Below are 25,928 nucleotides of genomic sequence, written 5' to 3'. Positions count from 1 at the left end.
AAGGGTGGATGGAATGGAGAAAAACACGTTTTATATGACAATGACGGATGGACATGAAGTGTTTGTAAGAACATTTAAACCTGACGAAGGGATAATCGGACATATTCATTTGCTACATGGGATGGCAGAGCATTCGGAACGTTACGAGGAATTCGCCCAAGTTTTGGTGGCCCAAGGTTATTTTGTTTCGACACATGATCACCGTGGTCACGGTTATACAGCTGATAAAAATGGTCAGCTGGGCTTCTTCGGTTATGAAAAAGGTTTTGATCGTGTTGTACAGGACGTTTATGAAGTCTTAAAACAAGTTGAAATCATCGCAAATACAGGACGCCCCATTCTTTTTGGTCACAGCATGGGCTCATTTATCGCGAGACGTTTCGCGCAGCTTTATAGTGAAATGATCGAAAAGCTCATTTTAAGTGGATCTGGTTCTCCGTCACTACTCCATTCAGCTGGACATGTTATTGCAAAACAATTAGTGAAGCTTCAAGGGCCAACGACATCGAGTCAACTGATGAACCTATTGAGCTTTGGTAATTTCAACAACAATGTGAAGAATGCGAAAACACCCTTTGATTGGCTTTGCACGGATGAAGAGGAAGTGCAAAAATATATCGATGATCCACTTTGTGGGTTCATATCGACAACACAGCTCTTTGCTGATTTAACAGAAGGTATGATCCAGTTAGATGATCAATCTAAAAATGAGCAAATTCGTTCAGATTTAGCTGTATTATTTGTCAGTGGGACAGATGATCCAGTTGGTGGTAACAATGCAAAAGATGTATTAAAAGCGGCTGAGCAGCTTGTAGATGCAGGTGTAACGAATGTATTGGTGCATCTATTTGAAGGGTTGCGCCATGAAATATTAAATGAACGAAAAAAACATCAAGTATTTGAAATAATTGTACGGTGGTTAAAAGATGAAAAATAAAATCGATGTTGTGGCCATTATCGGTCCAACTGCATCAGGTAAAACAGCGCTTAGTATCCGATTAGCCAAGGAAATCGATGGTGAAATTATTAACGGCGATTCGATGCAAATTTATCGCAACTTGGATATTGGGACAGCAAAAATTACGCAAGAGGAAATGGAAGGCATTCCACATCACTTGCTAGATATTAAGGAACCAACAGAAGGATTTTCGGTTGCGGAATATCAACAGCTTGTTAGAGGGAAGATTGAAGAAATTCAGTCGCGCGGTAAAATGCCAATCATTGTTGGCGGAACAGGGCTTTACGTGCAATCCGTTTTATACGATTTCCAATTTACAAAACAAGAAGTCAATGAGGAAGCACGAAATACGTATTACAAAGAGTTAGAACAGCTTGGTCCAGAGGCAATGCATGCGAAATTAGCAATAATTGATCCTGCAGCTGCAGCCGACATTCATCCGAATAATACCCGAAGAGTCATTCGCGCACTTGAAATGGCCGAACTTGCGGGGGTATCTCGTGCGGAAGAACAATTTAATCGTGGCGATGTTGCATTATATAATCACCTCATCATCGGAATGGATATGGACCGTGAAAAATTATATGAACGCATTAATTTGCGTGTCGATTTAATGATGGAAGCAGGTCTTGTGCAAGAAGTGCGGGCTTTATATGATGCAGAAATCCGTGATGTGCAATCGATCAAAGCGATTGGCTATAAAGAGTTGTATGCCTATTTTGATGGACGTTTAACGCTTGAAGAAGCCAAGGATCAAATTAAACAAAATTCCCGTCGCTATGCAAAACGTCAATTAACTTATTTCCGTAATAAAATGAATGTTCAATGGATTGGTAATAATTGGGACAAAGTAAAATATTTTTTCTAAATTCTTCTAATTTTAGGAGGAAAAGAGTATACTATTACCTAATAGTACTATATGGCATGTATTCTACTTTAAGGGAGATAATAGATATGAAATCGACGAACTTACAAGATACGTTTTTAAACCAATTACGAAAAAATAATACATTTGTAACAGTATTTTTATTAAACGGTTTTCAATTAAAAGGTTTAATTAAATCCTACGATAACTTTACGGTATTGTTAGAAACAGAAGGGAAACAACAGTTAATTTATAAACATGCGATTTCAACTTTTGTTCCTACAAAAAATGTTGCGTTAACAGAAGAGGAAGCGTAAGTAGTGTATACAACTAGCAGATTGTGATTGTTTCAATTATAATGACTTAGATGTTAGAAGTATTGGAGGATTTTATAATGAAAGCAATGACAACAGATGAGCTAGTGAACTTATTAGATGCAAACGAAGATTTACATGTAATCGATGTACGAGAAGATTTTGAAGTTGAACACGGAATGATTCCAGGTGCTGTTCATATTCCATTAGGTTCAATTCCAGAACGTACAAATGAATTAGATGCAAAAACACCATACATCGTTGTATGTAAAGGTGGCGGACGTAGTGCCAATGCATGTCAATATTTAGAAGCACAAGGATTTAACGTAATAAATCTTGAAGGCGGCATGATGGCGTACGATGGCGAGTTAGAATTTAAATAATTTTCAATAACGTAGTAAGCACAGGAGTTTTAAACTCTTGTGCTTTTTCTTTGTTAAGGAAATTATAAATCCTCGTATTGTGGATAACTTTTAAATAAAGCATATCTCACGTCGAGGCTAAAGCGCTAGCCCCGCGAGCTTTTCGACCCCTCCTAAGAACGTTTACTTTCTTGTCGGGTCCGCCAAAGCTGTTCGGGGCTAAACGGACGCTTTAGCGCTTTTGTTCTTTATTTTGCAAATTGAATTTTTTTTGCGGGTAGGCACCAACCGCGTGTATAGGAAAATACGCGTAAAATCGTAATAATCACAAACAGCGTATATAAGAAGAAATCTCCAGAAAATAATTCAAGACCAATTAATAGACCAGCAATTGCAGCCCAAACGCCATAAATTTCATGTCTAAGGACAATTGGCTTTCTTCCTGCGAGTAAATCACGAACAATTCCTCCACCAGCCCCTGTTAAAACAGCCGCGACAATGACAGCTGCAACTGGTAATTGTAAATGCACCGCATGCATGGCCCCTTGAATGGCAAATGCCGACAATCCAATTGCATCGGTAAAGTTCCCCCAACGATTCCAATGCTTTATTAAATGATGCGGCATTAAAAAGAAAATTGTAATCGCCGCTAACGCAATTTGAAACATCATTTCTTGACTCCACAATGTTGAAACCGGTAAACCAATCAATAAATTTCGAATTGCGCCTCCACCAAACGCTGTTACAATGCCTAAAATATAGACTCCAAATAAATCGTATTCTTCCTCCATTGCAACGATTGCGCCAGAAATGGCGAAGGCAATGGTGCCAATGACGCTAAATACATCCCAAGCCATAAACATCCCCCTAAAAATCGAATCGACATTGAGAATAGCAGTTTTTCAATCGTTCGTCAAAGTAAAATCATTTGATGTATAATAGAAGATAGTTTTAATAGAATGGAGCAAGAAAAAATGGCATTTCAATCAAGTATTACAAATGAAACTTTAGCGCTCGCGTCACGTATCGAAGAGAAAGTGCACAGCTTTCATCAAAAAGTAGATGAACAAGCATTTTTCAATCAACAAAAGGTATTAGCAGCGTTTCGAAATAATCAAGTAAGTGATTTCCACCTACATCCCTCAACAGGCTACGGCTATGACGATGAAGGGCGTGATAATTTAGAACGCGTGTATGCGGAAGTTTTCGGTGCAGAGGCAGCCATCGTTCGCCCGCAGATCATTTCAGGAACACATGCGATTACATTAAGCTTATTCGGCGTATTACGTCCTGGTGATGAGTTAGTGTATATTACAGGCAAACCATACGACACACTGCAATCAATTGTTGACGGTGGCGAAAAAGATACAGGCTCTTTAAAAGACTACAAAATTGGTTATTCACACGTCGATTTAATCGATAATAAAGACATCGATTGGGACGGCGTAAAAAAGGCGGTCAATGAAAATACAAAAATGATCGCGATTCAACGTTCAAAAGGTTATGCGACACGTCCGTCATTTACAATTGCGGCCATAACTGAAATGATCCGTAATATCCGTGAAATCGCACCACATGCGGTTATTTTCGTGGATAACTGTTATGGTGAATTCGTAGAAAAGTTGGAGCCTACAGAAGTTGGCGCAGATTTAATCGCGGGTTCCCTTATTAAAAACCCAGGTGGTGGTTTTGCGAAAATTGGGGGATATATTGCTGGACGCGCGGATTTAGTTGAAAAATGTGCATATCGAATGACTTCTCCAGGTATTGGAGCAGAAGCTGGAGCGAGTTTAAATACGCTTGCAGACTTTTACCAAGGTTTCTTCATGGCTCCACATGTCGTGGCACAAAGCTTAAAAGGTGCAATTTTCACGTCAGCAATACTTGAAGAAATCGGTATGACAACAGCACCGCATTATACAGATGAACGTACGGATTTAATCCAATCCGTTTCATTCCAAACGGCGGATCAAATGATTGCATTTTGTCGTGAAATTCAAGCGGCTTCCCCTATTAATGCACATTTTGCTCCAGAACCAGCGTATATGCCAGGGTATGAAGATGATGTCATCATGGCGGCAGGTACATTTGTACAAGGGTCAAGCATTGAGTTAACAGCTGATGGCCCAATTCGTCCGCCATACACAGCTTTTGTACAAGGTGGCTTAACGTATGAACACGTAAAATACGCGATTTGTTTAGCGGTTCAGAAGTTAAAATAAATAATTTTAGTCGCATAATATTTAAATTGTGCGGCTTTTTTTATAAAAGAATATTTTCAGTCAATTCGCTTCCTATTTGTACGGATTTTCTGTTTTATACATCGTATGTTAGTTTTTCTTACATGCATTTGACAACGTTCGTCACAAGTCGTATGATATTTGCAAGGGAGGTGGATTAAATGAGTAGTGAAATTCGACGTTCTATGCCATTATTGTCCATTAGTATTGTCATGCAATTAACGGACCTTACAGCAAGACAAATTCGATATTACGAAGAACATGATTTAATTCAGCCGCACCGCACAGAAGGAAATCGGCGTATGTTCTCACTGAATGATGTCGATACCTTATTAGAGATCAAAGATATGTTAGAACAAGGTGTTAATATGGCAGGCATTAAAAAAGTGTTTGCAATGAAAAATGACCCTGCAATGAAAGATGCTAGCAAAGAAATCTCAGACACAGAATTACGAAAAATTTTACGTGAGGAAATGCGTCAAGCACAGCGTATGCAAAAATCATCTATTCGACAAGGGGATTTATCACGTTTTTATCAATAAAGCGTGTAAAATATAAGATCGATACTATATCGGTACTGAACAAATTTAGGAGTGTGGAATTTAGTGGGTAAATACACAAAAGACGATATTAAACGTCTCGTACAAGAAGAAGAAGTAAAATTTATTCGTTTACAGTTCACAGATATTTTAGGAACGATTAAAAACGTAGAAATTCCAGTAACTCAATTAGAAAAAGCATTAGACAACAAAATGATGTTTGACGGCTCTTCAATTGAAGGATTCGTGCGTATCGAGGAATCTGATATGTACTTATATCCTGACTACGATTCGTTTATGGTTTTCCCATGGACTGCCGAAAAAGGAAAAGTAGCACGTTTAATCTGTGACATCTACAATCCAAATGGTGAGCCATTCGCAGGAGACCCACGTAACAACTTAAAACGCGTATTAAAAGAAATGGAAGAGTTAGGTTTTACAGATTTCAACTTAGGACCTGAACCAGAGTTCTTCTTATTCAAATTAGACGCAAAAGGTGAACCAACGTTAGAAGTAAATGACCATGGTGGTTACTTCGACTTAGCACCAACAGACTTAGGTGAAAACTGCCGTCGTGATATCGTATTAGAGCTTGAAGAAATGGGCTTTGAAATCGAAGCTTCTCACCACGAAGTTGCACCAGGTCAACACGAAATCGACTTTAAATATGCAGATGCTATCACAGCTTGTGACAACATCCAAACATTTAAATTAGTTGTAAAAACAATCGCTCGTAAACACGGATTACACGCAACATTCATGCCAAAACCATTATTTGGTGAAGCTGGATCAGGCATGCACTTTAATGTGTCTTTATTCACAGGCAAACAAAATGCATTCTACGATGAATCAGCAGAGATTGGTTTATCTGAAACAGCAATGCAATTCATGGCTGGTGTTTTAGCGCACGTACAAGGTTTCACAGCGATTACAAACCCAACTGTAAACTCTTACAAACGTTTAGTACCAGGTTACGAAGCGCCATGTTACGTAGCATGGTCTGCACAAAACCGTTCTCCACTAATTCGTATCCCATCTTCTCGCGGCGTATCAACACGCGTAGAAGTACGTTCAGTGGATCCAGCTGCTAACCCATACTTAGCAATGGCTGTAATTTTAGAAGCTGGCTTAGAAGGTATTCGCCAAAAAATGACACCTCCAGCTGCAATCAACCGCAACATCTATGTAATGAGTGAAGAAGAGCGTAAAGCAAATGGTATCGATAACTTACCAGCTGCTTTAAATGACGCACTTGATTTACTTTCAAAAGATGAAGTCGTTAAAAGTGCGTTAGGTGAGCATATTTATGCAAACTTCAAAGAAGCAAAAGAAATCGAGTTCGACATGTACCGTTCAACAGTACATCAGTGGGAACGCGATCAATATATGAAAATGTATTAATTTTTAGAAAAAGCGCAAGGGCGATTTAATTTGCCCTTGCGCTTTTTTTTTATGTCCACAGCTTTTAATTCTTGTTCCCAATGCCATCATATGAAATTAAAAAATAAAGGGATTTCCGCCTAATACCAACGAATAAAATTAAGTTAAGAATTATTTAGGAGGTATATATTTACATTCGAACATTAACCTAACAAAAAGGATGTGGTTTAATTGGATTTCAAAACAGTCATGCAAGAGCTTGAAGCATTAGGCAAAGAGCGCTCGAAAAAAATCTATATGTCAAACGGTGCAAAAGAACCTGTTTTCGGTGTAACAACGGGTTCAATGAAGCCAATCGCAAAAAAAATCAAAATTGATCAACCATTAGCAGAAGAGCTTTATGCAACAGGTAATTATGATGCGATGTATTTTGCGGGCATTATTGCAGATCCAAAGACAATGACGCAAAGCGATTATGATCGTTGGATAGAGGGGGCCTACTTTTACATGATTTCAGACTTTGTCGTCGCGGTGACATTAGCGGAATCAGATATTGCCCAGCAAGTTAGCGATAAATGGATTAATAGTGGAGAAGAACTAAAAATGTCAGCTGGTTGGAATTGCTATTGCTGGTTACTTGGCAATCGTAAGGATGAAGAGTTCTCCAAAGAGAAGCTGCTAGGCATGTTAGAAAAAGTGAAGGAAGAAATACAAAATGCGCCACCCCGCACAAAGGCAGCGATGAACAATTTTGTTATGACAGTTGGTGTATCCTATAAACCACTGCATTATGAAGCATTGGAATTCGCTAAGGAAATCGGGCCTGTTGCTATGCCACGTGAAGGGAAGAAACCTGGTAGTTTACATGCCTATGAAGACATTCAAAAACAAGTTGAAAAAGACCGTATTGGGTTCAAACGAAAATATGTAAGATGTTAAATTGTGACAAATAGAGTAATCACTTGTTTCCAGTTCATGAGTTTATTAAACTAATAGTAGGAAATTCGAGGGGGCCTTTGTGATGAAAAAGAGTATTGCTATTGATATGGACCAAGTATTAGCAGATTTTTATTCGAAATTATGTGCTACATATAATGAAAATTTCGGAACGAATTTTACCAAAGAAGAATTTTTATTAACGACGCAGCGTGATTTACCAACGGAAGACGGAAAAAAACTATTTGCATTATTAAATGAACCAGATTATTTTCGTGATTTAGCCGTATTAGATTCAGATGCAATCGAGGTTATCAAGGAGTTACAAGAGCATTATGAAATTTACATTGCAACAGCGGCTATGGATGTACCAGGTTCCTTCACGGCGAAATACGAATGGCTACGGGAGCATTTGCCATTTTTAAAAACGCAAAATATTGTATTCTGTGGCAATAAAGCTGTGATACATACCGATTATTTGATCGATGATAGTTCGAGACAGCTTGAAGCATTTAAAGGAACGGGTGTTTTGTATTCAATGCCATATAATGCTGCGGTGGAAGGCTATGTCCGTGTGCAAAATTGGCGAGAAATTAAAGAGTACTTTTTAGAACAATTAAAAGCATAGGTGAATGGGATGGATTGTAAATAAAACAATCTATCTTTTTTTTTTTTTCTGGAGTATTACAGAGGTATAGTAGTATAATTTGAATTATCTGAATAATTGAGTTTGCTAAATGAGTAGTGAATAAAGGGGATGTAGAGGATGAAACCGATTATTGGCTTAACGATGTATGATATTGATAAAAAATTAGACATTAATAATGCGTATTTACATTCTATTGAACAAGCGGGAGGCATACCGATTTGTATTCCGAACGCAACGGAAGACACGGTTGAAGCCTTATTATCAGTTGTTGATGGCTTACTTCTAATTGGAGGCGAAGATTTAGATCCGTTTTTATTTGGAGAAGAGCCGCATCAAAAAATTGGGCGTGTCGTTCATGAACGTGATGTCAGTGATCTATTATTAATGGAGCATGCGTTTGACAAGCAAATGCCGATTTTAGGTGTCTGTCGTGGGGCGCAGGTGATGAATGTGGCTTTTGGGGGGACGATCATTCAAGATATTCCATCTCAAGTTGAAAATGCAATTGGGCATAAGCAATTATCAAAGCGCGGTGCACTCGCACACAGTGTAGAAGTTCTAACTCCGAAGTTTAAAGAGATTTTCGGGGACGATTCGTTCCGTGTGAATACATTCCATCATCAATCGGTTGGTAAACTTGGAAAAAGATTAGTAGTTTCTGCTATTGCGAAAGATGGTGTTATAGAGGGAATTGAGCATGAATCACACCCGTATTGTGTATCCGTACAATGGCATCCTGAAGAGCTTGCACCACTAGGAGATGTGTATGCACAGCGTTTATTTAGAAGCTTTGTAGAAGCGTGTGAAAAGTAAAATAGGGTATTTAAAAGAGTTCAGCGATTTTGCTGAACTCTTTTTTCATGAAAAAAGTCTATCTACTATTAATATAGAAGATAGACTTCGAACATTTAATGTACGTTGCGATATAAGCCGACAACTTTACCTAAAATCGAGATTTGATTGACGATAATCGGATCCATTGAGCTATTTTCAGGTTGAAGGCGGAAATGTGTTTTTTCTTTGTAAAAACGTTTCACAGTAGCTTCGTCTTCTTCCGTCATAGCTACAACGATCTCACCATTGTTTGCTGTTGACGTTTTCTTTACGATTACATAATCCCCATCTAAAATTCCTGCGTCAATCATCGATTCACCCATAATCTCAAGCATGAATAGTTCATCTTCAGATGCCCCGTATGTATCTGGCAGTGGGAAGTACTCTTGAATATGCTCAATCGCTGTAATGGGTAGGCCAGCAGTAACCTTACCGATTAATGGTATATGAACGACACCTGGTTTTGGGATTGTCGAATCTTCTTGTTGTAAAACTTCAATAGCGCGTGGCTTTGTAGGGTCACGACGAATAAGCCCTTTACTTTCTAAACGAGCTAAATGCCCGTGGACAGTTGAACTAGAAGCTAAACCAACCGCTTCACCAATTTCTCGAACAGATGGGGGGTAACCTTTAGAACGAACTTCCTCTTTTATGAAAGCTAGAATTGCTAATTGTCGCTTTGAAATTTTTGTTGTCAACTTGCTCACCTCTTTAATATAAAATGGATATTTTTAATTAAATACAGTATAGCAGTATGCGAACATAAATGCAAACATAGGTTCGAGAAACGGTTGACAAAAACATATGTTCGTATTATTATGAGAACACATATTCCGAACATACATTCGAAAAGGGGCAGTTATTTATGAAGAATTTAAAGTTAAACAGCTTTGCAGCAATGTTTCTAGCATTTTCAGTTTTTTTTATTGGAATTATTGTAATGAAAGACGACCAAATTGAATTATACGAACAGGTAACAATTGAACATGGGGACACTTTATGGACAATAGCTGAACAATATCGTGGTAAAATGGAAAAGCATGATTGGATTCACGCTGTAAAAAAACAAAATGAATTATCGAGTGAAGAAGTAGTAAGTGGTCAAATTTTAAACGTACCCGTTGAAAAGAACGCCGATTATATCACTAAATCAAATGAACCCAATTATGCACAATCCATTAAAGTAGTGAGAGAGAATAATGAATCAAAATAAAGCCGTCATTTATTGTCGTGTTAGTACAGAAAAGGACACGCAAGAAACATCATTAGTACGTCAGCATGAAGAGCTTACAAAATACGCGAAATCACTAGGTTACAGTGAAATAGCTGCTTTTAAAGACCAACATAGTGGTTTTGAAGTCGACCGAGATGGCCTATTAGATATGCTCGAATATATGAAAGAGCATCAAATAAAGGCATTATTTGTGCAGGATGAAACACGATTAGGTCGTGGTAATGCACGAATGGCCGTATTACACCTCATTCAAAAATATGAAGCAACAGTCTATTCACTAAATGATGCGGGTCCACTCGCATTAAATGAAATGGATACGATGTTACTTGAAATTTTAGCTGTTGTTGAAGAATATCAGCGCCGCATGCACAATGCAAAAATTCGCCGTGGCATGCGCCGAGCTGTTGAAAATGGTTATATGCCACAAAATAATTTGAAAAATCGTGGCAATATCGAAGGACGTGAACGAAAAGAAGTACCTGTTGAAGAAATTGTCCAATTGCGTCAAAAAGGGTTAACATTTGCTGAAATTGCATCAACGCTTTCAGGACTTGGTATTCAAATAAGTAAAGCGACCGTTCACCGCAGATATATTGAATTTATGGAACGACTTGAAGAGTAAACACTTGCTCTCCAAGTCGTTTTTTTATACCTTTGTATTATTGGAATTAAGAAAGGTGAGAATGTAATGTTATCTAAAGAAAAAATGGCGCGAATCAATGAGTTATCAAAATTAGCAAAAGAAGGAAATTTAACGGAGGAACAAGCAAAAGAGCGTACGGCCCTTCGAAAAGAATATTTAGATGTATTTCGGTCTACAATGCGTGACACAATTGAACACGTAAAAGTAGTAGACGAAGAAGGAAATGATGTAACTCCAGAAAAATTAAAACAAATTAAAGCGCAAAAAAATTTATTAAATTAAAAAATTGCAATTAATGTGACACATTCGAAATTGAGTATGGCATATTTTGTGAAACGTTACGATAAGTGATTGTTTTCTTACTCAAATTTGTCTAAACTATAGAATGTATAAATATAGTTCGAGAAAGGATGTCAAACAATGACACAACAGATGGATCAGTTAGCAATTAACGCAATCCGTACACTATCAATCGACGCAGTCGAGAAAGCGAACTCAGGTCACCCAGGATTACCAATGGGTGCTGCACCAATGGCTTATACGTTATGGACGAAGCAATTACGTCATAACCCACAAAATCCAAAATGGTTCAACCGTGACCGTTTTGTATTATCAGCTGGACATGGATCAATGCTTTTATATAGCTTATTACACCTTGGTGGATACGGATTAGATATGGAAGAAATCAAAAGCTTCCGTCAATGGGGTTCATTAACACCTGGACATCCTGAATATGGTCACACAACTGGGGTTGAAGCAACAACAGGCCCACTTGGTCAAGGGATTGCAATGTCAGTAGGTATGGCAATGGCTGAACGTCATTTATCTGCTACATACAATAAATCAGGTCACGAAATTGTCGATCACTACACATTTGCACTTTGTGGTGACGGGGACTTAATGGAAGGTGTCGCTGCAGAAGCAATTTCTTTAGCGGGTCACTTACAATTAGACAAGTTAATTGTGTTATATGATTCAAATGATATTTCACTTGATGGTGATTTAGAAAAGTCATTCTCAGAAAACATCCAAAAACGTTTCGAATCTTACAATTGGAATTACTTAAAAGTAGCAGACGGAACAGATACAGCGTCAATCAATGCGGCAATTGAAACAGCAAAACAAAATACAGGCGGTCCAACAATTATCGAAGTAAAAACGGTAATTGGGTTTGGGTCACCAAATAAATCTGGTAAATCAGATTCTCATGGTTCTCCACTTGGAACAGATGAAGTATCATTAACAAAAGCAGCTTACGGTTGGGAGCATGAGCCATTCCACGTACCTGCTGAAGTTTATGAAACATTTAAAGCAGCATCAGAAGTACAAGGTGTGCAAGCAGAAGCAGCTTGGAACGAAATTTTTGCAAGCTACAAAGCAGAATACCCTGAATTAGCAGCTCAATTTGTGAACGCAATGGAAAATAAATTACCTGAAAACTTTGCATCAGAATTACCTGTATATGAAGTAGGTAAATCAATTGCAACTCGTTCGTCATCTGGTGAAGCAATTAACGCCATCGCGAAAATGACACCATCATTCTTCGGTGGTTCTGCAGACTTAGCAGGTTCTAACAAAACAACTATTAAAGGCGCTGGTGACTTCTTCGCTGAAACTCCAGAAGGCCGTAACATTTGGTTTGGTGTACGTGAATTCGCTATGGGTGCCGCCATGAACGGTATGGCTTTACATGGTGGTTTAAACGTGTTTGGTGGTACATTCTTCGTATTCTCTGACTATGTTCGTCCAGCAATCCGTTTATCAGCTTTAATGGGCTTACCAGTAACATATGTATTTACACATGATTCAATTGCAGTAGGGGAAGATGGTCCAACACATGAACCAGTTGAACATTTAGCTGCATTACGTGCAATGCCAAACCTTTCAGTAATTCGTCCTGCAGATGGTAACGAATCAGCAGCAGCTTGGAAATTAGCGGTTGAAAGTACTTCTACACCAACAGTATTAGTATTATCTCGTCAAAACTTACCAGTATTAGATGCAACAAAAGAAACAGTATACGCTGGTGTTGAACAAGGCGCTTACGTTGTTTCAAAAGCAACAAAAGAAACACCAGATGCGATTTTAATCGCAACAGGTTCAGAAGTTTCTTTAGCAGTGGAAGCACAAAAAGTGTTATTGACTGAAGGAATTGATGCATCGGTTGTCTCAATGCCATCAATGGATCGTTTTGAAAAACAATCAAAAGAATACAAAGAATCTGTTTTACCAAAAGCGGTAACAAAACGTTTAGCAATTGAAATGGGTGCGTCATTCGGCTGGCATAAATATGTTGGTTTTGAGGGCGATGTATTAGCAATCGACAAATTCGGTGCTTCAGCTCCAGAAAAAATTGTCCTTGAACAATACGGCTTTACAGTGGAAAATGTAGTTGCGAAAGTAAAAGCACTATAATTGAATCCTCAAAAAATGTCATCCGCCTATATTTGGCGGGTGGCATTTTTATTAGGTTTTCTATGACCAAAACGTGCTTAATTGTTGACGGAATGGTACGATAAAACTTGGATAAAAGGAAGCATCAGATGAAGGAAGTGAACGGTTTATGACAACAGATCAAATTCAAAAAGAAATTACAACATACATTGAAAAAGTACTTTTTTTTCTAACAAACAAAACCGATGTGAAGCAATTTGAACAAATGATTCAACAAAATGTCAATCAAAAACGTGAGTCAGCAACTTCAACAGAAGATTTTTATGATCGCCTCATGTTAAATATTGCGTATTTTGTTGACAATAAAACAGCTTGGACACAGATTGTACGTGATACATATGGTTCTGGGTCATTTCCAAAAGTGAGCTTTATCGAAAACGAATTAATGGCGCAGCAAATGCGAATTCGTAATGATGTTGCAGAAAAAATGGATGACTATAAAGAAGCATTTCACAAGCAATATAAAGAACTTAATGTTTCAGATGAAGATGTAATCTATGATTATGCATATGCATCGATCGAACATACACTACGCATTGATTTTTTAACTTATGTAACGATAAAAAATGCGGAAACGTTAACTGAAGGAAATATCGACGAGACGTTAAAAATGATGGACGGCTATATTGCTTACTACGCCGACCAAATTGTTAATCAAATGACGCTTTCTTAAAAGAGTTAATACGTGATAAAAGGAGTATATGATGAAAACACCATTTAATTATTTACACAAAACACCAGCAGTACAGGGGGATAAACAACCCGCCATTTTCTTATTACACGGTTTAGGAAGTGATGAAAAGGATTTAGTACAATTAGTTGAATCATTTTCATCACAGTGCCACATTTTCAGTTTACAAGGACCGATTCAGCATCGTCCTGGCTATGCTTTTTATACGTTTGAAGAAGAGGGCAAGCCAGATCGTGCCATTTTCGACAAAGTGTTAAAAGCGGTAGAGGCGTTTATTTTTGAAGCGATTCAAGAATTTAATTTAGATGAAAAGCAAATTTATGTAGTTGGCTTTAATCAAGGAGCGGCCATGGCGGGATCGTTAGCAATGGTTATGGGCAATGCAATACGAGGCACTGCGATATTAAGTGGTTATTTACCAGAGTTTGCTGCGCTAGAATATAGTAAAAAAACAATGGATGAAACGAAGATTTTCATTTCACATGGTGAATATGATTATGATTTCCCATTTGTGTGGGCAGAGCATGCCTCAAACTTCTTTAATGAATACGGCACGAAAGTCGTGTTCAAATCGTATCCAATAGGGCACGGTGTATGCGAACAAAATTTACAAGATTTAATTGCCTTTTTGGCTGAAGATTTACCAACAACTTTAAATTAACAACAAAAAGCGGATGCCTGAAATGAATCGGGCATCCGCTTTTATTTTAGTAAGAAAGTGCTAAATCACCGTACATAAGGGCGTTTTAGCGCTTTTGTTCAATATCAAGTAATTTTTCCGCTTCTTCAATCGGCATTGGCTTGTAGAAATAATAACCTTGCCCTGCTGGACAGCCTAATTGTTGGAGCAGTTTAAGTTGCTCTTCTGTTTCAATACCTTCTGCAATTACACGCATATTAATATTGTTTGCAAGCTGGATGATCGTTTGTACGACTGCATGCATACCAGGTTCAGTTATTTCGTTGATAAAGCTACGATCAATTTTTAATTCTGAAAATGGCAGTTGTGGTAGATAACTAAGGGATGAATAACCAACACCAAAGTCGTCAATCGAACTTTCAATTCCCATAGTATTTAGCGTATTTAAAATTTCCTTCGCTTTTGTTAAATCATCTAATTCAATACTTTCTGTTACTTCAAATTTAATATACTTAGCAGGAACTTCAAATTGTGAAAACACGTTTACGATATTTTCAATAAATTTAGGATCATAAAAATGATCGGGCGATACATTTAGTGCAATCGGTAATACTTTTTTGTTATCATTGATCCGATTTTGAAGCCATGTTAAAACAAATTTGAAATTTAATAAATCGATTTCTTTAATTTTTCCTGATTGTTCTGCTATGGGAATGAATTTTGCGGGTGATACATTGCCGAGAACTTTTGAATTCCAACGAGAGAGACCTTCAAAACCTTCAATTTCAAGTGTTTCAATATTTACTTTCGGCTGTAAATGAACTTGGAATTCTTCGTTTAAAATCCCACAACTTAAATGGTTAAAAATTTTCATTTCTTCCGCTAATTTTTGATTACTATTTTCCTCAAAAACAGCTGCATAAGTACCGTTTACTTTACGTGACGTTGATAATGCAATGTCTGCTTTGTGAATACATTGGTCGATTGTAGATTGTTTATCGAAAAAGGTAACACCAATTTTCAATGTAATATAATTTTTTTCTCCGTTGATGAGGTAAGGCTCGGTTATTAATTGTTTGAGAACGGGTAGGTAATTTAATAAATTTGTATAATTGTTTATTTTTGCCATAATAATTGAATTAGAGAAGCGGGCTACAAACTCTTTTCCTGGTGTATTTAGTTGATCTAATCGGTCCGCAATTTGTTTTAATAAATCGGCCCCAGCTTTCCTTCCATATAAATCGATTATTTTGTTATACTCTCTTGCGTGTAGGATAGCGACAAAACCTTTTTTTCCTTCGTCTATCCAATCAAAAAGAGTTGTTTTAAAATAATGCGTATTTGGAAGGGTTGTTTCGACATCATAAAAAGCTAAACGTCGAAGCTCATTTTTCTGTTTCGCATACTTTATAGCAAGCTGAATTAAAAGTGCAAGTCGATTTAAATAGTTGATATCTGCTTGTTTTAATTCGTTATCTTCTTGATGAAATAATGTCAACATCCCTAATAAGTCATATTGTGGTGTTAAAATCGGTTTTGACCAAGTACCACAGACATCGTTTAATTGGAAATTGTAAAATGATTGTCGTTGTTGTTGTGTTAGTTTGATATCTTTTAAATAGATGGCTGATTCATTAAAGCCCATATTTGGCGTAACTTTTATTAGCTCAAGTTCATTGATAATTTCGATTGGCAATGTATTGGAACCAATTGTTTGCGCTTTTAGCTGTTCGTCAAACAGATGAATCGTACAATATACATCGCGGATATAGTGATTCTCAATTTTTTTTGTAATTAATGTCAAAATGAATTGTAAATCGTCATCGGCATCAATTGCTTCGTATACTTCATGCTCAAGTTTAGAAAGCATTTTATTTAACTCGTTCTCTGTGTAGTCTTCACACGTTAGGAAAATATATTGTATTTTTTGATTTTCGTCTCGAATCGGATGAATCGTAATATTATTCCAAAATGTAGAGCCACCCAATGTATAATTTAAAATTGTAAATTTCCGTGACACACCATTTTGAATGTGATATATAAATTCATTTGCAGTTTCTGTATCTGTACGATGACCATTAAAGATTGAAAAATTTTGTCCAATGAGTTGCTCGATTGAGTAATTTGTTAATTGAAGAAATTCTTCGTTGGCATGAACAATAGAAAGATTTGAATCATGGAAATCAATGATTACAGTGCCTTTCGAAAGCTGGTTACTTAAGGTTTTTAGCCAAATAAATAATCTGTCTTTTGATAGGGGTATTAATTGATCGAGTTTCATAATATCTCCCCCTTATTAGGTATGGTTAATAATTTAAAGTATATCAAAATTCCTATAAAATGAAATATAAATTAATTAAATGTTAGAAAAATTTAAAATTATATGTTTTAATGCCTATTTTAATATAATCCTTAGTTCTTATTTTAGTGCATAAAAAGACTAGCAACCACTTGGATGCTAGTTTTTTAGACTATTTTGATCCATTGTTGAATTTGTCTGAAATCGCTTCTTTTACATCAGCAATTTTTTCTTGTGCTTCCCCTTTTAACTGATCTAATTTTCCTTCAGCTTGTAATTTTGGGTCATTTGTTTTTTCCCCAACCGTTTCTTTTACTTCCCCTTTAATTTTATTACCTGTACTTTTTAATTTATCAGAAAATCCACTCGACATTGTATGACCTCCTTAAGTTTTATACAATATCTATCTTCCCTCTATTAAAAAAATAAAACCTATTGTTAGTTATTAAATTGAATATTTGATAAAACTTTGAAATTAATGCCATTGAAATAATCAATTACATCATGATGTAATTCGTCTATTGTTACAGGAATTTATAGAAGATTTCTCGTTATATTTGTAGAATTTAATTACTATAATACAAATGGAGATAAGTTCCATATTCGTAGCTATACAATATTTTAAGATGAACTATTAATATATAATAACTTCCCAACATCGATTTGGAAATTTTTAAAGGAATTCAATAGCATCTTCTAGAAACCTTAATATATCAACTTAGGAGGTTTTTAAATGTCTTCTCATATTAGAGTACGGGCTGGTGCAATAATCATAGAAAATAATGAAATATTATTAACGGTGTATAACGACCCAATAAGAGGTATCGTTTACGATTTACCTGCTGGTGGAGCGGAACCCAATGAATCAATTACAGATACAGTTAAAAGAGAAGCTAAAGAAGAGACGTGTATAGATGTAGAAGTAGGTCCTCTGGCTTTTGTTTATGAATACACACCTCATCTTAATTTTGAAAAGTTTGGGAACATACATACATTGGTTATGATGTTTGAATGCAAAATAAAAAGCCCTAGTACACCAAAATTCCCAGAAAACCCAGATTCAAATCAAATAGATGTTAGATGGGTTCCTATTTTAGAGTTACAAAATATTGAAATGTACGCAAACATCGGACCTTATTTACAAGAATATACGCAAAATCCTAGAAACATTGATTTAATAGAAGAGCATAAACTAAATCTAAATGAGGTTTATCGAGTTCGTTAGAATTATCTTATACAATACCATACAAAAAAACGTTTCCAATGATACTTAGGGAACCAATACCCCTTATTCAATTGAATACAAATCTTGAACGGAGAACCACCATGAATAAAAATCTAACAATCAAAAAAATCGATAACATAAATGGCTTTAAATTAGACTACGCGCTCGAGCAAAAATTAATCGACTTAGAATGGCGTATTCAATCTAAAAAGTTTTCCGAACTATTTGCCCAAATTTCAGCGGAGACTATAAAAGGAATTGGCATTAGCTGGTCAAGCCCTTTTCATCCTTATGCAAAATATATTGATGTCTTAGCTAACGACTCATCTTTTGAACTGATGAACCACTTACTTGCCGCCACTGATACGCACGATAAAATCATTTTATCCTGCTGGGACCATGAATTAGAAAAAATACAGTTGTTGAAACAATTTCAATTCAAACTGTTCCGTAAAACATACATTGAAACTTACGAAATAAGCTCATTATTAAAACGGTTAGAACAAGAACAATCAACACAAACACTCATCCCATTACTCGAAATATTAAATGAGCCTACTTTAGAACAGAATCTTTTTAAACTACTAAAATACAACTATGAGCAAACCCATTTAGATAATCCTGCAAAAGACGTTACTTGGCAAACTTGGAAGGAAATTTTATTAGACGATACACCAGACTTTAATTTAAGCTTTGTAACAGTTGAAGAAAATAACGTAATGGCCTATATTTTTCTTCATCCAATATCACCAGACCATTACGAAATAGGGTGGGTTGGCATGAATAATCACACAAACCTTCTGCCCATTTTGAAGCAACAGCTTATCCAATTACAACGCCAAGGTGTCAAAACAGTCGAATTTGAAATCGACACAACTAACCACATGTCATGGCAATTTGCAGCATTACTACAATTAGAAAAGAAAAAAAGCTGGAATTCTTATTATGTAGAGACTATGTGAAGATTAATCTTCTTAAAAATGGGGGAGTTATTTTGGGTGAGAAAAAGCCGAGATTATCTTTAACTGGTGCAATAGTTATTTTAAGCATTTGCATATTATTTTCTGCTTTTATTATTTCAAACGCTATAAGAGATTCATCAAGGGTTAATGTCGACAATGGAACTTATGGATATGAAATAAACAGATTTAATGAGAATTTTGAAGAACTAATAAAAACATTTCAAGGAGATAATGAAGAACGGTAATCGCTTTTCTTATTGAACTATGCGCTTAGTGTAACAAGCACTCCTTTAAATATTCCCCAACACCGCTTTGGGAAGGTTCTTTGTGTAAAAAAATGGTATATTATTTCTGAGGGGAGTGTTTACGTATGATAGTATTTGCATTTATAAGTGTATACGTAATGCCAATTTTAGCTATTATATTTTGTATCAACCTTGTAGAAATAATTAAAAAAATAAAAAAAGAACAGCCTACTTCCACTAATACGTTCTGGTTAACAGCATCTTTTGTTTTAATTGTCTGGAGTATCGCTTTAACACCTTTTAGTTGAATGATAAATTCAATAAACGTTCCCAAATGAATCCTGCTTTGGGGACGTTTTTTTTAGGTTTAATGCTATAATCAATATTATGATTTACAAAAAATAGGAGGTTTTAATTAATGACTCTTTTATCTTTGACAGTAATTGTTTTGGCGATAATTATACAAATTAGCACTAAGTCTAAAAAAATTCTTTTATTTATTCCAATCTTCTTTTCCTCACTGTTTATAATTGCTATCTTTTTAAATACAGATTTTGGAACAATTACAACACAATATATTTTATTTTTAGTAATTTTGTGGTCATTGTTTATTTATAAAACATACAGACTAAATATAAATAGCGTTCCCAAATGAAAGTTAGGTAACCAATAACCGTGTCTAACTTTTAGGGGGCACTTCAAGCTTGGTAACATTTCAAACAGCGACAAGCACTGTGAAATCAGTGTTTGTTGCTGTTTTTATAGAGAATAACGCTCTGAGACGCTGTGAGAAATTAAAGCTTCTTTATCTGTTATTTCGCCTTTGTCATTTGACCAAATTCGAAATTTTTGTCCACCAATTTCAACTACCAATACGTATTCTAAAAACCATTCTCCCCACGAACTTATATGATTTATCGTGACAATATTTTCAATGTCGGGATTATTTTCTATAATTTTATCTTTTACGCTGTTCATCATAATGTTAGGCATTAATAAATACGCAGCTACAATTATAAATACTGTACTACTTAGAACGATTATCACTTTTTTCAAAATATCACCTCTAATTATATTTACGCTACCTTCGGATATAGACGAAGGTAATCTCTAATGGATACATATTTATCCATTTTATTCTCATTGGTGACAGTGTTAAAAAATAATTCGTTTAAGAATGTTACCAAACCTCGCTTTGGGAATGTTAATTTTCAGCATTCTAATACGTATTAATTATTATTTTCACAGGGTATTTTATATACTAAAACGAATCTGAATTAACACAAGGTTTGTTTTTAAATAGCGGTAAAATTCAATTATATAAAGGGGGTGTAAAAGTGGACCTATTACTTTGGATAACTATCGGTTTCATAATAATTGGATTTGTTGTTATCTTCTCTATGAAAAAAAGTATGGAGAGTAAAGTCGCTTTTATAAAAGCAAATCCGGAATCAGAGGAAAATTTATCAAAAGCTAAATCTGTAATTTGGTGGATATGTGGTACTTTTGCTTGGGGGATAGTGAGTATATCTCTTGTTGTTAGGTGTTTTTAGAATTGCTTTGGATAACTGTTGGCATCAAATGTACTTTAAAAAACAAGTAGTTTTGTATTAATTGTCTTAAGGATTACTGTAATATCTATTTTTGAACAATAAATACTATATACATTATAAATTCAATAAACGTTCCCAAATGAAACTTTGGGGACCAATTCCCCCCCTTTTTTTAATTGAATGAGGGGATTTTGCCTCTTATGAATGATAAGTCCACAAATTGGAAATTTTATGCTATATAATTTATCGTAGTTAGTAATATAAATAATAAATAACTCTAGAAATTTGCTCAGTTTACGGAAAAACATAACAGGAGGTAATCAAATGGATGCTTTGATGTTAGAGGGATGGACTCCTATATTACTTTGCGGAATTATGTTTGCAATTGGGATGTATATTATATCCCGTAAGGTTTCAAGAAAAGCTTTAATTTTAACTGCCACTGTATTAAGTCTAATTTGTATTGGATTAATTATTTTTAGCAAAGATGTAGTTGGTGGTTGGGACGGTATCTTTTTGGCTTACTTCACGATTACTATTTTTGTAGGAGTATGGATAGGTACTTTTATTGGAGCTATTTCAAAGAGGTAAAATAAATGTTTTCTCGTTTTTCACTTACTTTATTAATTACTCTTTTGTCTGCTACTATTACTTCTAGAGTTGGCTAGAACAAATAGCAAATTTTTTTGTCACAATCGGGTTGGCTGAAGAAGTGTCTTTATTTTACTAAAATACAAGATTACTTTAATTTTTAAAAGATTTATAGCGTATACAAAACAAACGTAAATAACGTTCCCAAATGCAAGTTAGGTAACCAATAACCGTGTCTAACTTTTAGGGGTCACTTCAAGCTTGGGAATATTTCAAACAGCGACAAACACTGATTTCACAGTGTTTGTCGCTGTTATTATAGAAAATAACGCTCTGAGACGCTGTGAGAAACTATTTTAAAGAGGACTGTTCAATCCACTTGTTCTGAATGGCATGAAATGTTACCAAACAGCGCTTTGGGAATGTTATAATTAAATTTTAAAATTTCGAATTTTCTAAAGGGGATTTATATGAAATTAAAAAATGTAACATATCTAAATCAGGATATGAAATTTGAAACACAAAATATTGAAATTATAGATGGTGAAATTCATTTCGATTTTCATGATGTAAACGATGAAGGAACAATCGATTGCTCGCATTATTTTGTAATCCCTGGATTGATTAATGCTCATTTCCATAGTTATTCGCCCTTAACTAAAGGATTGATGAAGGAAACATCCATTGAGGATTGGAGCAACAATACGAAGCAAGGAAAAATACAAAAACTATTTTTTGATTATATCGACAATGAAATTTCAGAAGAGGATTTTGTGTATGTTGCGCAAAAGAGCTATATTGATATGGTTAAAAATGGGGTAACGTTTGTAAGTGATTCTGATCCACAAACACCACAATTACTAGCTGACGCAATAAAAGAGCTTGGAATACGCGCAATCATTGATACATATGGAGAAATTGGCGATTATTATCATAAATCAGAAGGAACGGTTTTATTTGGTACGCATTTATTAGAGGAAGAAGATTTCACTGAAACGGATTTAAATAAATTAAAAGAAATCAAAAACAACTATAACTCTATCATGATGACACATTGTTTAGAGAATGAATGGAGATATAACATCGTTAACTCTAAATTTGGAAAATCGAGTATCGAAATTTACAATGAACTAGATTTACTAGATGATAAAACCGTTCTCTTTCACGGAGTTTTTATGTCGAAGCATGATATAGAGTTAGTGGCCAAACATAATAGCTCTATCGTTCATTGTCCACTCTCTAACTTAGATACAGGTGCAGGTGTCGCAGATGTTAATTATATGCTTGAAAATGGAGTCAACGTTTCTTTAGGAACGGATTACGTTCATACGAACATGTGGGAGTTAATGCGATTGACTTACTATTTATTGAAAACCACTAGTCCTGTTCAAAAATATTCTTCAGAGGATATTTTTAAAATGGCGACTATAAATGGAGCTAAAGCATATGGTTTACACGAAAGTATCGGACAAATAAAAGCAGGTTATAAAGCAGACTTAGTTTTTATTAAGAAAAATTTGGATTTAGAACCATTGATTAATAACGAGGATTTTTCTAATTATCTTCACAACTTATTATTTTATAGTAAAGAGGATTCCATCCAACATGTAATGGTTGAAGGTAAATGGGTTATGAAAGATCGAAAAATGGTGACAGTAGATGAAAGAAATGTAGAGAGTAAATATAACAAAATTACGGAAGGTTTTTTAAACTATTTAAGAGATCAATCTTAACATAATTTCAGGTATAGATTTTGCATATTGTTATTTTAAATGGTTTGGGTTGCTATTTTTGGTGATGTAAAACAATTATACAATCCCATTCAAAATAACGTTCCCAAATAAGCCATTATGAACGTTCAATCGAGCAGCTAGGACAACTTCTTGTCTTAGCTGCTTTTAAATTTGGCTCCCAAACAGCGCTTTTGTAACTTTTATCCAGTAAATTTTAACGTTATAATCACTTGTATAAAAAACCTTTGGAGGGCTGGCTGTATGGAGAAAACAAGTTTATATGCATACATTAGTTTTACTGGTAAGGATGATGTTGACGATTTTCCTGTCGAAGTAGTAACAGAGATGTTAGGTGTACAGCCCACAACAATTTTGCGAATGGGTGAAAGAATAAATGATGTACATACACGTTCATTTACATCCTGGCAATACGAATCTGAAACATTGGAAACACTTGATGTAGATGATGTTTTACTACCCATTTTAAATTTTTTTCAAGACAAAGCAGATTCAATTAACCGTTTAAAAGAAGAATTGAATTTGAATGTACAAATTGAATTAGTGATAACAATGATAGATGGTTATACACCAGGTTTGGTAATTTCTCCTCAATTTAGTAGATTTGCTTCCGCTATCAATGCATTTATTGATATTGATATGTATATATATCCTTTTAGTGAACCTGAGGAATAATAATTGATACTTTATGAATACGATATAAATTTCAAATCTCAATAACGTTCCCTTTACCTGCTGACCTTCCTAAACACGCTTTGGGAAGGTTTTTCTTCAACGAACGGATAGTTTAAAACCTTTTATACAATCATATGTTTAAAGTAAAAAAGGAAGTGTACAGAATAAAAAAGGGCAAAATCACTTTAATTGGAACCATTGTGATTTTATTTGTTTTAGCTTTTCTATTTATCTATAACATCTCAACTAAAGGGGAAATACCTGAATCTCCACCTTCAATAAGTCCTGAATTAAATGCTGAAAATGAAAAGAAAATAAAAGAATCAGAAGAAATTACAACCCTACTTTATCAAAAGGGAGGCTTATTTGAACAGGTAAATAACAAATTAAAAAATAACGGTTATTCTTTTCAAATGATGCTTGCAGTTTATTCAAATGATGATATACGGGTGAAATATATTTTAGAAAAAGATGCGACTGAATCCATACAGAAAGAAGTAAAATCAATTTTCTTTGAAACAGTTGAAAATGTTAGTCTAGACTCCAAATCATTTAATCTTAAAGTCGTAGATAGAAATGATGGACCAGATTGGTAATGGAGTTTTTATTTCACTAAGGAATTTAGTACAACAAGAACTAATAACGTATACAAAACAAACTGAATAAACGTTTCCAAACGCAAGTTTGGTCACGTCCCGAAAACCCACAAACGATGTCCAATCAACGTTTGTGGGTTTTTTAGCGGTGAATTCTTTATACACAATTTTTTTACACATTTGATAAATTTCAGGCGTAGCAATGGTTTGAACTGGTTTTGGGGAATGTTGCAACATTGGTATTGTTGTATGAAATCGTGCATATTCTGCAAGCCATAATCGTGTGTTTCTCTAATACGAACTTTATTTATTGAGTAAAATTTCTATGACGTCTTCCTATTATTGTGCTGCGTATACTTTGTAAAAATGATCTAAAGCATCTGTTCCTGTCTCATCAATTAATGTTTCCGATTGAAGCTGCATGGTAACGGTTGTCTTTTCTTCAATTAATGTTTCATTATCAAAAAATAAATGCACTTCGACATCGCCGTTTTCGCGTAATTGCGCTTTTTTCGTGTCATTATATTGTTGATCAGCAAAAAGTTCATTGTCTTTCCAGGTACCAGTGATTTTTAAATATTGTTTTTTTTCATCATAAAGCCATTGAACATCACGTAAAGTAGTTTTAAAAAGGTCGTTAATTGTAAAAGTTTCGTTGTTGTATTGTAGTTCAACCGCCCGAAGCGTATGTACCTCAACTGAAATGGCTGCTGCTGCATCATTCGCCTTTGAGCCTATACCAGAAACCGCCTCTTTAATTTCGCTGTAAGTATCTCCACAACCTGTAAGTATCGATGCAAATAGTAAAAGTGGAATTAATTTTTTCATTACAGTTCCTCCGATGATGTTGTCATTACTTCTATCTTACTAAAATGTCCTTGCTTAAACATGCCGAAATATTCATTGAATGTGAAAACTTTGTAACAGCACTTTCTAGGCTTTCAAAATGATTAAAAATTATCATTGAAATAACAAAGTGTATAATAATTTGCAAATATGGGCATGTAATAAGTAACAATGTATCAGTGAGAAATGGTGAAAAATATCATTAAGAATTTGAAATGGAAGAGGGTAGATACAATGAAAATTAATGACGAATTGTTAGATCGACTCGGAATTTATTTTGTTTATCATGAAGTATATAACCGATATGGAATAACTTTTGAAGTCTTCGTAGACCGTTGGGAAAGAGGAATTTTAGAAATTTAGTTATGATTGTTATTTTTTATAATAAGGTGATGTTTTTCGCAAGCAAGAAACCATTTCATGATATGTAAGGAAAGCCTTTGATG

31 protein-coding genes are annotated in these 25,928 nt (G+C 35.1%); 25 read left to right on the top strand and 6 right to left on the bottom strand.

The window, feature by feature from the left end; translation table 11 throughout:
• Positions 1-13 precede the first annotated feature (13 nt).
• The 4 genes from DCE79_RS12180 (at position 14) to DCE79_RS12165 (ending at position 2,520) form a co-directional block, all read left to right on the top strand.
• Positions 14-937, top strand: coding sequence for an alpha/beta fold hydrolase (locus tag DCE79_RS12180; RefSeq protein WP_108713308.1), 924 nt, complete (start codon positions 14-16; stop codon positions 935-937).
• Complete coding sequence (gene miaA, locus DCE79_RS12175; protein ID WP_108713307.1) at positions 927-1,826, top strand: tRNA (adenosine(37)-N6)-dimethylallyltransferase MiaA; 900 nt, start codon at positions 927-929, stop codon at positions 1,824-1,826. Before DCE79_RS12180 ends, miaA begins: the two co-directional genes overlap by 11 nt.
• Positions 1,827-1,912: 86 nt before the next feature.
• Entirely contained in the window at positions 1,913-2,140 is a 228-nt protein-coding gene (gene hfq, locus DCE79_RS12170; RefSeq protein ID WP_108713306.1) for an RNA chaperone Hfq, read from the top strand.
• Between the two features lie 77 nt (positions 2,141-2,217).
• Positions 2,218-2,520 (top strand): rhodanese-like domain-containing protein, encoded by a 303-nt coding sequence (locus DCE79_RS12165; RefSeq protein WP_108713305.1) that lies wholly within the window; start codon positions 2,218-2,220, stop codon positions 2,518-2,520.
• A gap of 227 nt (positions 2,521-2,747) precedes the next feature.
• Here the strand turns inward: DCE79_RS12165 and DCE79_RS12160 are convergent, their stop codons facing one another.
• Complete coding sequence (locus tag DCE79_RS12160; RefSeq protein ID WP_108713304.1) at positions 2,748-3,356, bottom strand: trimeric intracellular cation channel family protein; 609 nt, start codon at positions 3,354-3,356, stop codon at positions 2,748-2,750.
• Between the two features lie 117 nt (positions 3,357-3,473).
• Between DCE79_RS12160 and DCE79_RS12155 the strand changes: the two genes are divergently transcribed.
• The 6 genes from DCE79_RS12155 to DCE79_RS12130 all read left to right on the top strand — a co-directional run bounded on the left by DCE79_RS12155 (position 3,474) and on the right by DCE79_RS12130 (position 9,056).
• A complete protein-coding gene (locus tag DCE79_RS12155) occupies positions 3,474-4,721 on the top strand; it encodes a methionine gamma-lyase family protein (RefSeq protein ID WP_108713303.1) in 1,248 nt (415 codons plus the stop codon).
• A 179-nt stretch (positions 4,722-4,900) separates the two neighbouring features.
• Positions 4,901-5,281 carry a MerR family transcriptional regulator gene (locus DCE79_RS12150; RefSeq protein ID WP_108713302.1) on the top strand — a complete coding sequence of 127 codons (381 nt, stop codon included), beginning with the start codon at positions 4,901-4,903 and terminating at the stop codon, positions 5,279-5,281.
• Positions 5,282-5,344: 63 nt separating this feature from the next.
• Entirely contained in the window at positions 5,345-6,679 is a 1,335-nt protein-coding gene (glnA, locus tag DCE79_RS12145) for a type I glutamate--ammonia ligase (RefSeq protein WP_108713301.1), read from the top strand.
• Between the two features lie 210 nt (positions 6,680-6,889).
• Positions 6,890-7,597, top strand: a complete 708-nt coding sequence (locus DCE79_RS12140) for a DNA alkylation repair protein (RefSeq protein ID WP_108713300.1) — start codon at positions 6,890-6,892, stop codon at positions 7,595-7,597.
• An 82-nt stretch (positions 7,598-7,679) separates the two neighbouring features.
• Complete coding sequence (locus tag DCE79_RS12135) at positions 7,680-8,222, top strand: 5' nucleotidase, NT5C type (RefSeq protein WP_108713299.1); 543 nt, start codon at positions 7,680-7,682, stop codon at positions 8,220-8,222.
• 138 nt (positions 8,223-8,360) lie between these two features.
• Positions 8,361-9,056 carry a gamma-glutamyl-gamma-aminobutyrate hydrolase family protein gene (locus DCE79_RS12130; RefSeq protein WP_108713298.1) on the top strand — a complete coding sequence of 232 codons (696 nt, stop codon included), beginning with the start codon at positions 8,361-8,363 and terminating at the stop codon, positions 9,054-9,056.
• A 95-nt stretch (positions 9,057-9,151) separates the two neighbouring features.
• Here the strand turns inward: DCE79_RS12130 and lexA are convergent, their stop codons facing one another.
• The gene (lexA, locus tag DCE79_RS12125) at positions 9,152-9,775 is read right to left on the bottom strand and encodes a transcriptional repressor LexA (protein WP_108713297.1); all 624 of its coding nucleotides are present in this window, start codon (positions 9,773-9,775) and stop codon (positions 9,152-9,154) included.
• Between the two features lie 167 nt (positions 9,776-9,942).
• Here lexA and DCE79_RS12120 point away from each other — a divergent pair, with 167 nt between their 5' ends.
• From DCE79_RS12120 to DCE79_RS12095, 6 genes are all read left to right on the top strand, one after another.
• Positions 9,943-10,290, top strand: a complete 348-nt coding sequence (locus tag DCE79_RS12120) for a cell division suppressor protein YneA (RefSeq protein ID WP_108713296.1) — start codon at positions 9,943-9,945, stop codon at positions 10,288-10,290.
• On the top strand, positions 10,277-10,933 hold the full coding sequence (locus tag DCE79_RS12115) for a YneB family resolvase-like protein (protein ID WP_108713295.1): 657 nt from the start codon (positions 10,277-10,279) through the stop codon (positions 10,931-10,933). Before DCE79_RS12120 ends, DCE79_RS12115 begins: the two co-directional genes overlap by 14 nt.
• A gap of 66 nt (positions 10,934-10,999) precedes the next feature.
• On the top strand, positions 11,000-11,236 hold the full coding sequence (locus DCE79_RS12110) for a DUF896 domain-containing protein (RefSeq protein ID WP_108713294.1): 237 nt from the start codon (positions 11,000-11,002) through the stop codon (positions 11,234-11,236).
• 138 nt (positions 11,237-11,374) lie between these two features.
• Positions 11,375-13,369 (top strand): transketolase, encoded by a 1,995-nt coding sequence (gene tkt, locus DCE79_RS12105; RefSeq protein WP_108713293.1) that lies wholly within the window; start codon positions 11,375-11,377, stop codon positions 13,367-13,369.
• A 148-nt stretch (positions 13,370-13,517) separates the two neighbouring features.
• Positions 13,518-14,081: a DNA helicase gene (locus tag DCE79_RS12100; RefSeq protein ID WP_108713292.1), complete on the top strand. Its 564-nt coding sequence runs from the start codon at positions 13,518-13,520 to the stop codon at positions 14,079-14,081.
• 31 nt (positions 14,082-14,112) lie between these two features.
• A complete protein-coding gene (locus tag DCE79_RS12095; protein ID WP_108713291.1) occupies positions 14,113-14,760 on the top strand; it encodes an alpha/beta hydrolase in 648 nt (215 codons plus the stop codon).
• A gap of 85 nt (positions 14,761-14,845) precedes the next feature.
• Here the strand turns inward: DCE79_RS12095 and DCE79_RS12090 are convergent, their stop codons facing one another.
• Entirely contained in the window at positions 14,846-17,020 is a 2,175-nt protein-coding gene (locus DCE79_RS12090) for an EAL domain-containing protein (protein WP_108713290.1), read from the bottom strand.
• Between the two features lie 190 nt (positions 17,021-17,210).
• Positions 17,211-17,411 (bottom strand): CsbD family protein, encoded by a 201-nt coding sequence (locus DCE79_RS12085; protein ID WP_108713289.1) that lies wholly within the window; start codon positions 17,409-17,411, stop codon positions 17,211-17,213.
• A gap of 360 nt (positions 17,412-17,771) precedes the next feature.
• On the opposite strand from DCE79_RS12085, the gene DCE79_RS12080 reads away from it, so the two are divergent.
• From DCE79_RS12080 to DCE79_RS18535, 4 genes are all read left to right on the top strand, one after another.
• The gene (locus tag DCE79_RS12080) at positions 17,772-18,263 is read left to right on the top strand and encodes an NUDIX domain-containing protein (RefSeq protein WP_108713288.1); all 492 of its coding nucleotides are present in this window, start codon (positions 17,772-17,774) and stop codon (positions 18,261-18,263) included.
• 101 nt (positions 18,264-18,364) lie between these two features.
• The gene (locus DCE79_RS12075) at positions 18,365-19,225 is read left to right on the top strand and encodes a hypothetical protein (protein WP_108713287.1); all 861 of its coding nucleotides are present in this window, start codon (positions 18,365-18,367) and stop codon (positions 19,223-19,225) included.
• Positions 19,222-19,470 (top strand): hypothetical protein, encoded by a 249-nt coding sequence (locus DCE79_RS12070; protein WP_159083102.1) that lies wholly within the window; start codon positions 19,222-19,224, stop codon positions 19,468-19,470. The genes DCE79_RS12075 and DCE79_RS12070 overlap by 4 nt, the downstream gene beginning before the upstream one ends.
• 125 nt (positions 19,471-19,595) lie before the next feature.
• Positions 19,596-19,778 carry a hypothetical protein gene (locus DCE79_RS18535; protein WP_135841902.1) on the top strand — a complete coding sequence of 61 codons (183 nt, stop codon included), beginning with the start codon at positions 19,596-19,598 and terminating at the stop codon, positions 19,776-19,778.
• A 451-nt stretch (positions 19,779-20,229) separates the two neighbouring features.
• Here the strand turns inward: DCE79_RS18535 and DCE79_RS12055 are convergent, their stop codons facing one another.
• Positions 20,230-20,526 carry a hypothetical protein gene (locus DCE79_RS12055; RefSeq protein WP_108713283.1) on the bottom strand — a complete coding sequence of 99 codons (297 nt, stop codon included), beginning with the start codon at positions 20,524-20,526 and terminating at the stop codon, positions 20,230-20,232.
• Between the two features lie 281 nt (positions 20,527-20,807).
• Here DCE79_RS12055 and DCE79_RS12050 point away from each other — a divergent pair, with 281 nt between their 5' ends.
• The 5 genes from DCE79_RS12050 to DCE79_RS12030 all read left to right on the top strand — a co-directional run bounded on the left by DCE79_RS12050 (position 20,808) and on the right by DCE79_RS12030 (position 24,636).
• Complete coding sequence (locus tag DCE79_RS12050) at positions 20,808-21,023, top strand: hypothetical protein (protein ID WP_108713282.1); 216 nt, start codon at positions 20,808-20,810, stop codon at positions 21,021-21,023.
• A 324-nt stretch (positions 21,024-21,347) separates the two neighbouring features.
• Positions 21,348-21,614, top strand: a complete 267-nt coding sequence (locus DCE79_RS12045; RefSeq protein ID WP_108713281.1) for a YesK family protein — start codon at positions 21,348-21,350, stop codon at positions 21,612-21,614.
• Between the two features lie 470 nt (positions 21,615-22,084).
• Entirely contained in the window at positions 22,085-23,347 is a 1,263-nt protein-coding gene (locus DCE79_RS12040; protein WP_108713280.1) for an amidohydrolase family protein, read from the top strand.
• 261 nt (positions 23,348-23,608) lie between these two features.
• Positions 23,609-24,040 carry a DUF4279 domain-containing protein gene (locus tag DCE79_RS12035; RefSeq protein WP_108713279.1) on the top strand — a complete coding sequence of 144 codons (432 nt, stop codon included), beginning with the start codon at positions 23,609-23,611 and terminating at the stop codon, positions 24,038-24,040.
• Between the two features lie 134 nt (positions 24,041-24,174).
• Positions 24,175-24,636: a hypothetical protein gene (locus DCE79_RS12030; protein ID WP_108713278.1), complete on the top strand. Its 462-nt coding sequence runs from the start codon at positions 24,175-24,177 to the stop codon at positions 24,634-24,636.
• Positions 24,637-24,975: 339 nt separating this feature from the next.
• Here DCE79_RS12030 and DCE79_RS12025 read toward each other — a convergent pair whose 3' ends face one another.
• The gene (locus DCE79_RS12025) at positions 24,976-25,464 is read right to left on the bottom strand and encodes a 23S rRNA methyltransferase (RefSeq protein ID WP_108713277.1); all 489 of its coding nucleotides are present in this window, start codon (positions 25,462-25,464) and stop codon (positions 24,976-24,978) included.
• Positions 25,465-25,928: the final 464 nt, after the last annotated feature.

Source organism: Lysinibacillus sp. 2017 (assembly GCF_003073375.1).
GTDB lineage: Bacteria > Bacillota > Bacilli > Bacillales_A > Planococcaceae > Solibacillus.
This window is presented reverse-complemented; position numbering and strand designations above follow the sequence as displayed.

Excerpts from the sequence above, each read along its gene's own strand:
- DCE79_RS12095 (WP_108713291.1), top strand. The coding sequence starts at position 14,113 with ATGAAAACACCATTTAATTATTTACACAAAACACCAGCAGTACAGGGG.
- DCE79_RS12080 (WP_108713288.1), top strand. The coding sequence starts at position 17,772 with ATGTCTTCTCATATTAGAGTACGGGCTGGTGCAATAATCATAGAAAAT.
- DCE79_RS12120 (WP_108713296.1), top strand. The coding sequence starts at position 9,943 with ATGAAGAATTTAAAGTTAAACAGCTTTGCAGCAATGTTTCTAGCATTT.
- DCE79_RS18535 (WP_135841902.1), top strand. The coding sequence starts at position 19,596 with ATGATAGTATTTGCATTTATAAGTGTATACGTAATGCCAATTTTAGCT.
- hfq (WP_108713306.1), top strand. The coding sequence starts at position 1,913 with ATGAAATCGACGAACTTACAAGATACGTTTTTAAACCAATTACGAAAA.
- DCE79_RS12155 (WP_108713303.1), top strand. The coding sequence starts at position 3,474 with ATGGCATTTCAATCAAGTATTACAAATGAAACTTTAGCGCTCGCGTCA.
- DCE79_RS12075 (WP_108713287.1), top strand. The coding sequence starts at position 18,365 with ATGAATAAAAATCTAACAATCAAAAAAATCGATAACATAAATGGCTTT.
- DCE79_RS12130 (WP_108713298.1), top strand. The coding sequence starts at position 8,361 with ATGAAACCGATTATTGGCTTAACGATGTATGATATTGATAAAAAATTA.
- DCE79_RS12040 (WP_108713280.1), top strand. The coding sequence starts at position 22,085 with ATGAAATTAAAAAATGTAACATATCTAAATCAGGATATGAAATTTGAA.
- tkt (WP_108713293.1), top strand. The coding sequence starts at position 11,375 with ATGACACAACAGATGGATCAGTTAGCAATTAACGCAATCCGTACACTA.
- miaA (WP_108713307.1), top strand. The coding sequence starts at position 927 with ATGAAAAATAAAATCGATGTTGTGGCCATTATCGGTCCAACTGCATCA.
- DCE79_RS12035 (WP_108713279.1), top strand. The coding sequence starts at position 23,609 with ATGGAGAAAACAAGTTTATATGCATACATTAGTTTTACTGGTAAGGAT.
- DCE79_RS12100 (WP_108713292.1), top strand. The coding sequence starts at position 13,518 with ATGACAACAGATCAAATTCAAAAAGAAATTACAACATACATTGAAAAA.
- DCE79_RS12110 (WP_108713294.1), top strand. The coding sequence starts at position 11,000 with ATGTTATCTAAAGAAAAAATGGCGCGAATCAATGAGTTATCAAAATTA.
- DCE79_RS12150 (WP_108713302.1), top strand. The coding sequence starts at position 4,901 with ATGAGTAGTGAAATTCGACGTTCTATGCCATTATTGTCCATTAGTATT.
- DCE79_RS12085 (WP_108713289.1), bottom strand. The coding sequence starts at position 17,411 with ATGTCGAGTGGATTTTCTGATAAATTAAAAAGTACAGGTAATAAAATT.
- DCE79_RS12160 (WP_108713304.1), bottom strand. The coding sequence starts at position 3,356 with ATGGCTTGGGATGTATTTAGCGTCATTGGCACCATTGCCTTCGCCATT.
- DCE79_RS12025 (WP_108713277.1), bottom strand. The coding sequence starts at position 25,464 with ATGAAAAAATTAATTCCACTTTTACTATTTGCATCGATACTTACAGGT.
- DCE79_RS12135 (WP_108713299.1), top strand. The coding sequence starts at position 7,680 with ATGAAAAAGAGTATTGCTATTGATATGGACCAAGTATTAGCAGATTTT.
- DCE79_RS12165 (WP_108713305.1), top strand. The coding sequence starts at position 2,218 with ATGAAAGCAATGACAACAGATGAGCTAGTGAACTTATTAGATGCAAAC.
- DCE79_RS12045 (WP_108713281.1), top strand. The coding sequence starts at position 21,348 with ATGGATGCTTTGATGTTAGAGGGATGGACTCCTATATTACTTTGCGGA.
- DCE79_RS12090 (WP_108713290.1), bottom strand. The coding sequence starts at position 17,020 with ATGAAACTCGATCAATTAATACCCCTATCAAAAGACAGATTATTTATT.
- DCE79_RS12180 (WP_108713308.1), top strand. The coding sequence starts at position 14 with ATGGAGAAAAACACGTTTTATATGACAATGACGGATGGACATGAAGTG.
- DCE79_RS12030 (WP_108713278.1), top strand. The coding sequence starts at position 24,175 with ATGTTTAAAGTAAAAAAGGAAGTGTACAGAATAAAAAAGGGCAAAATC.
- DCE79_RS12115 (WP_108713295.1), top strand. The coding sequence starts at position 10,277 with ATGAATCAAAATAAAGCCGTCATTTATTGTCGTGTTAGTACAGAAAAG.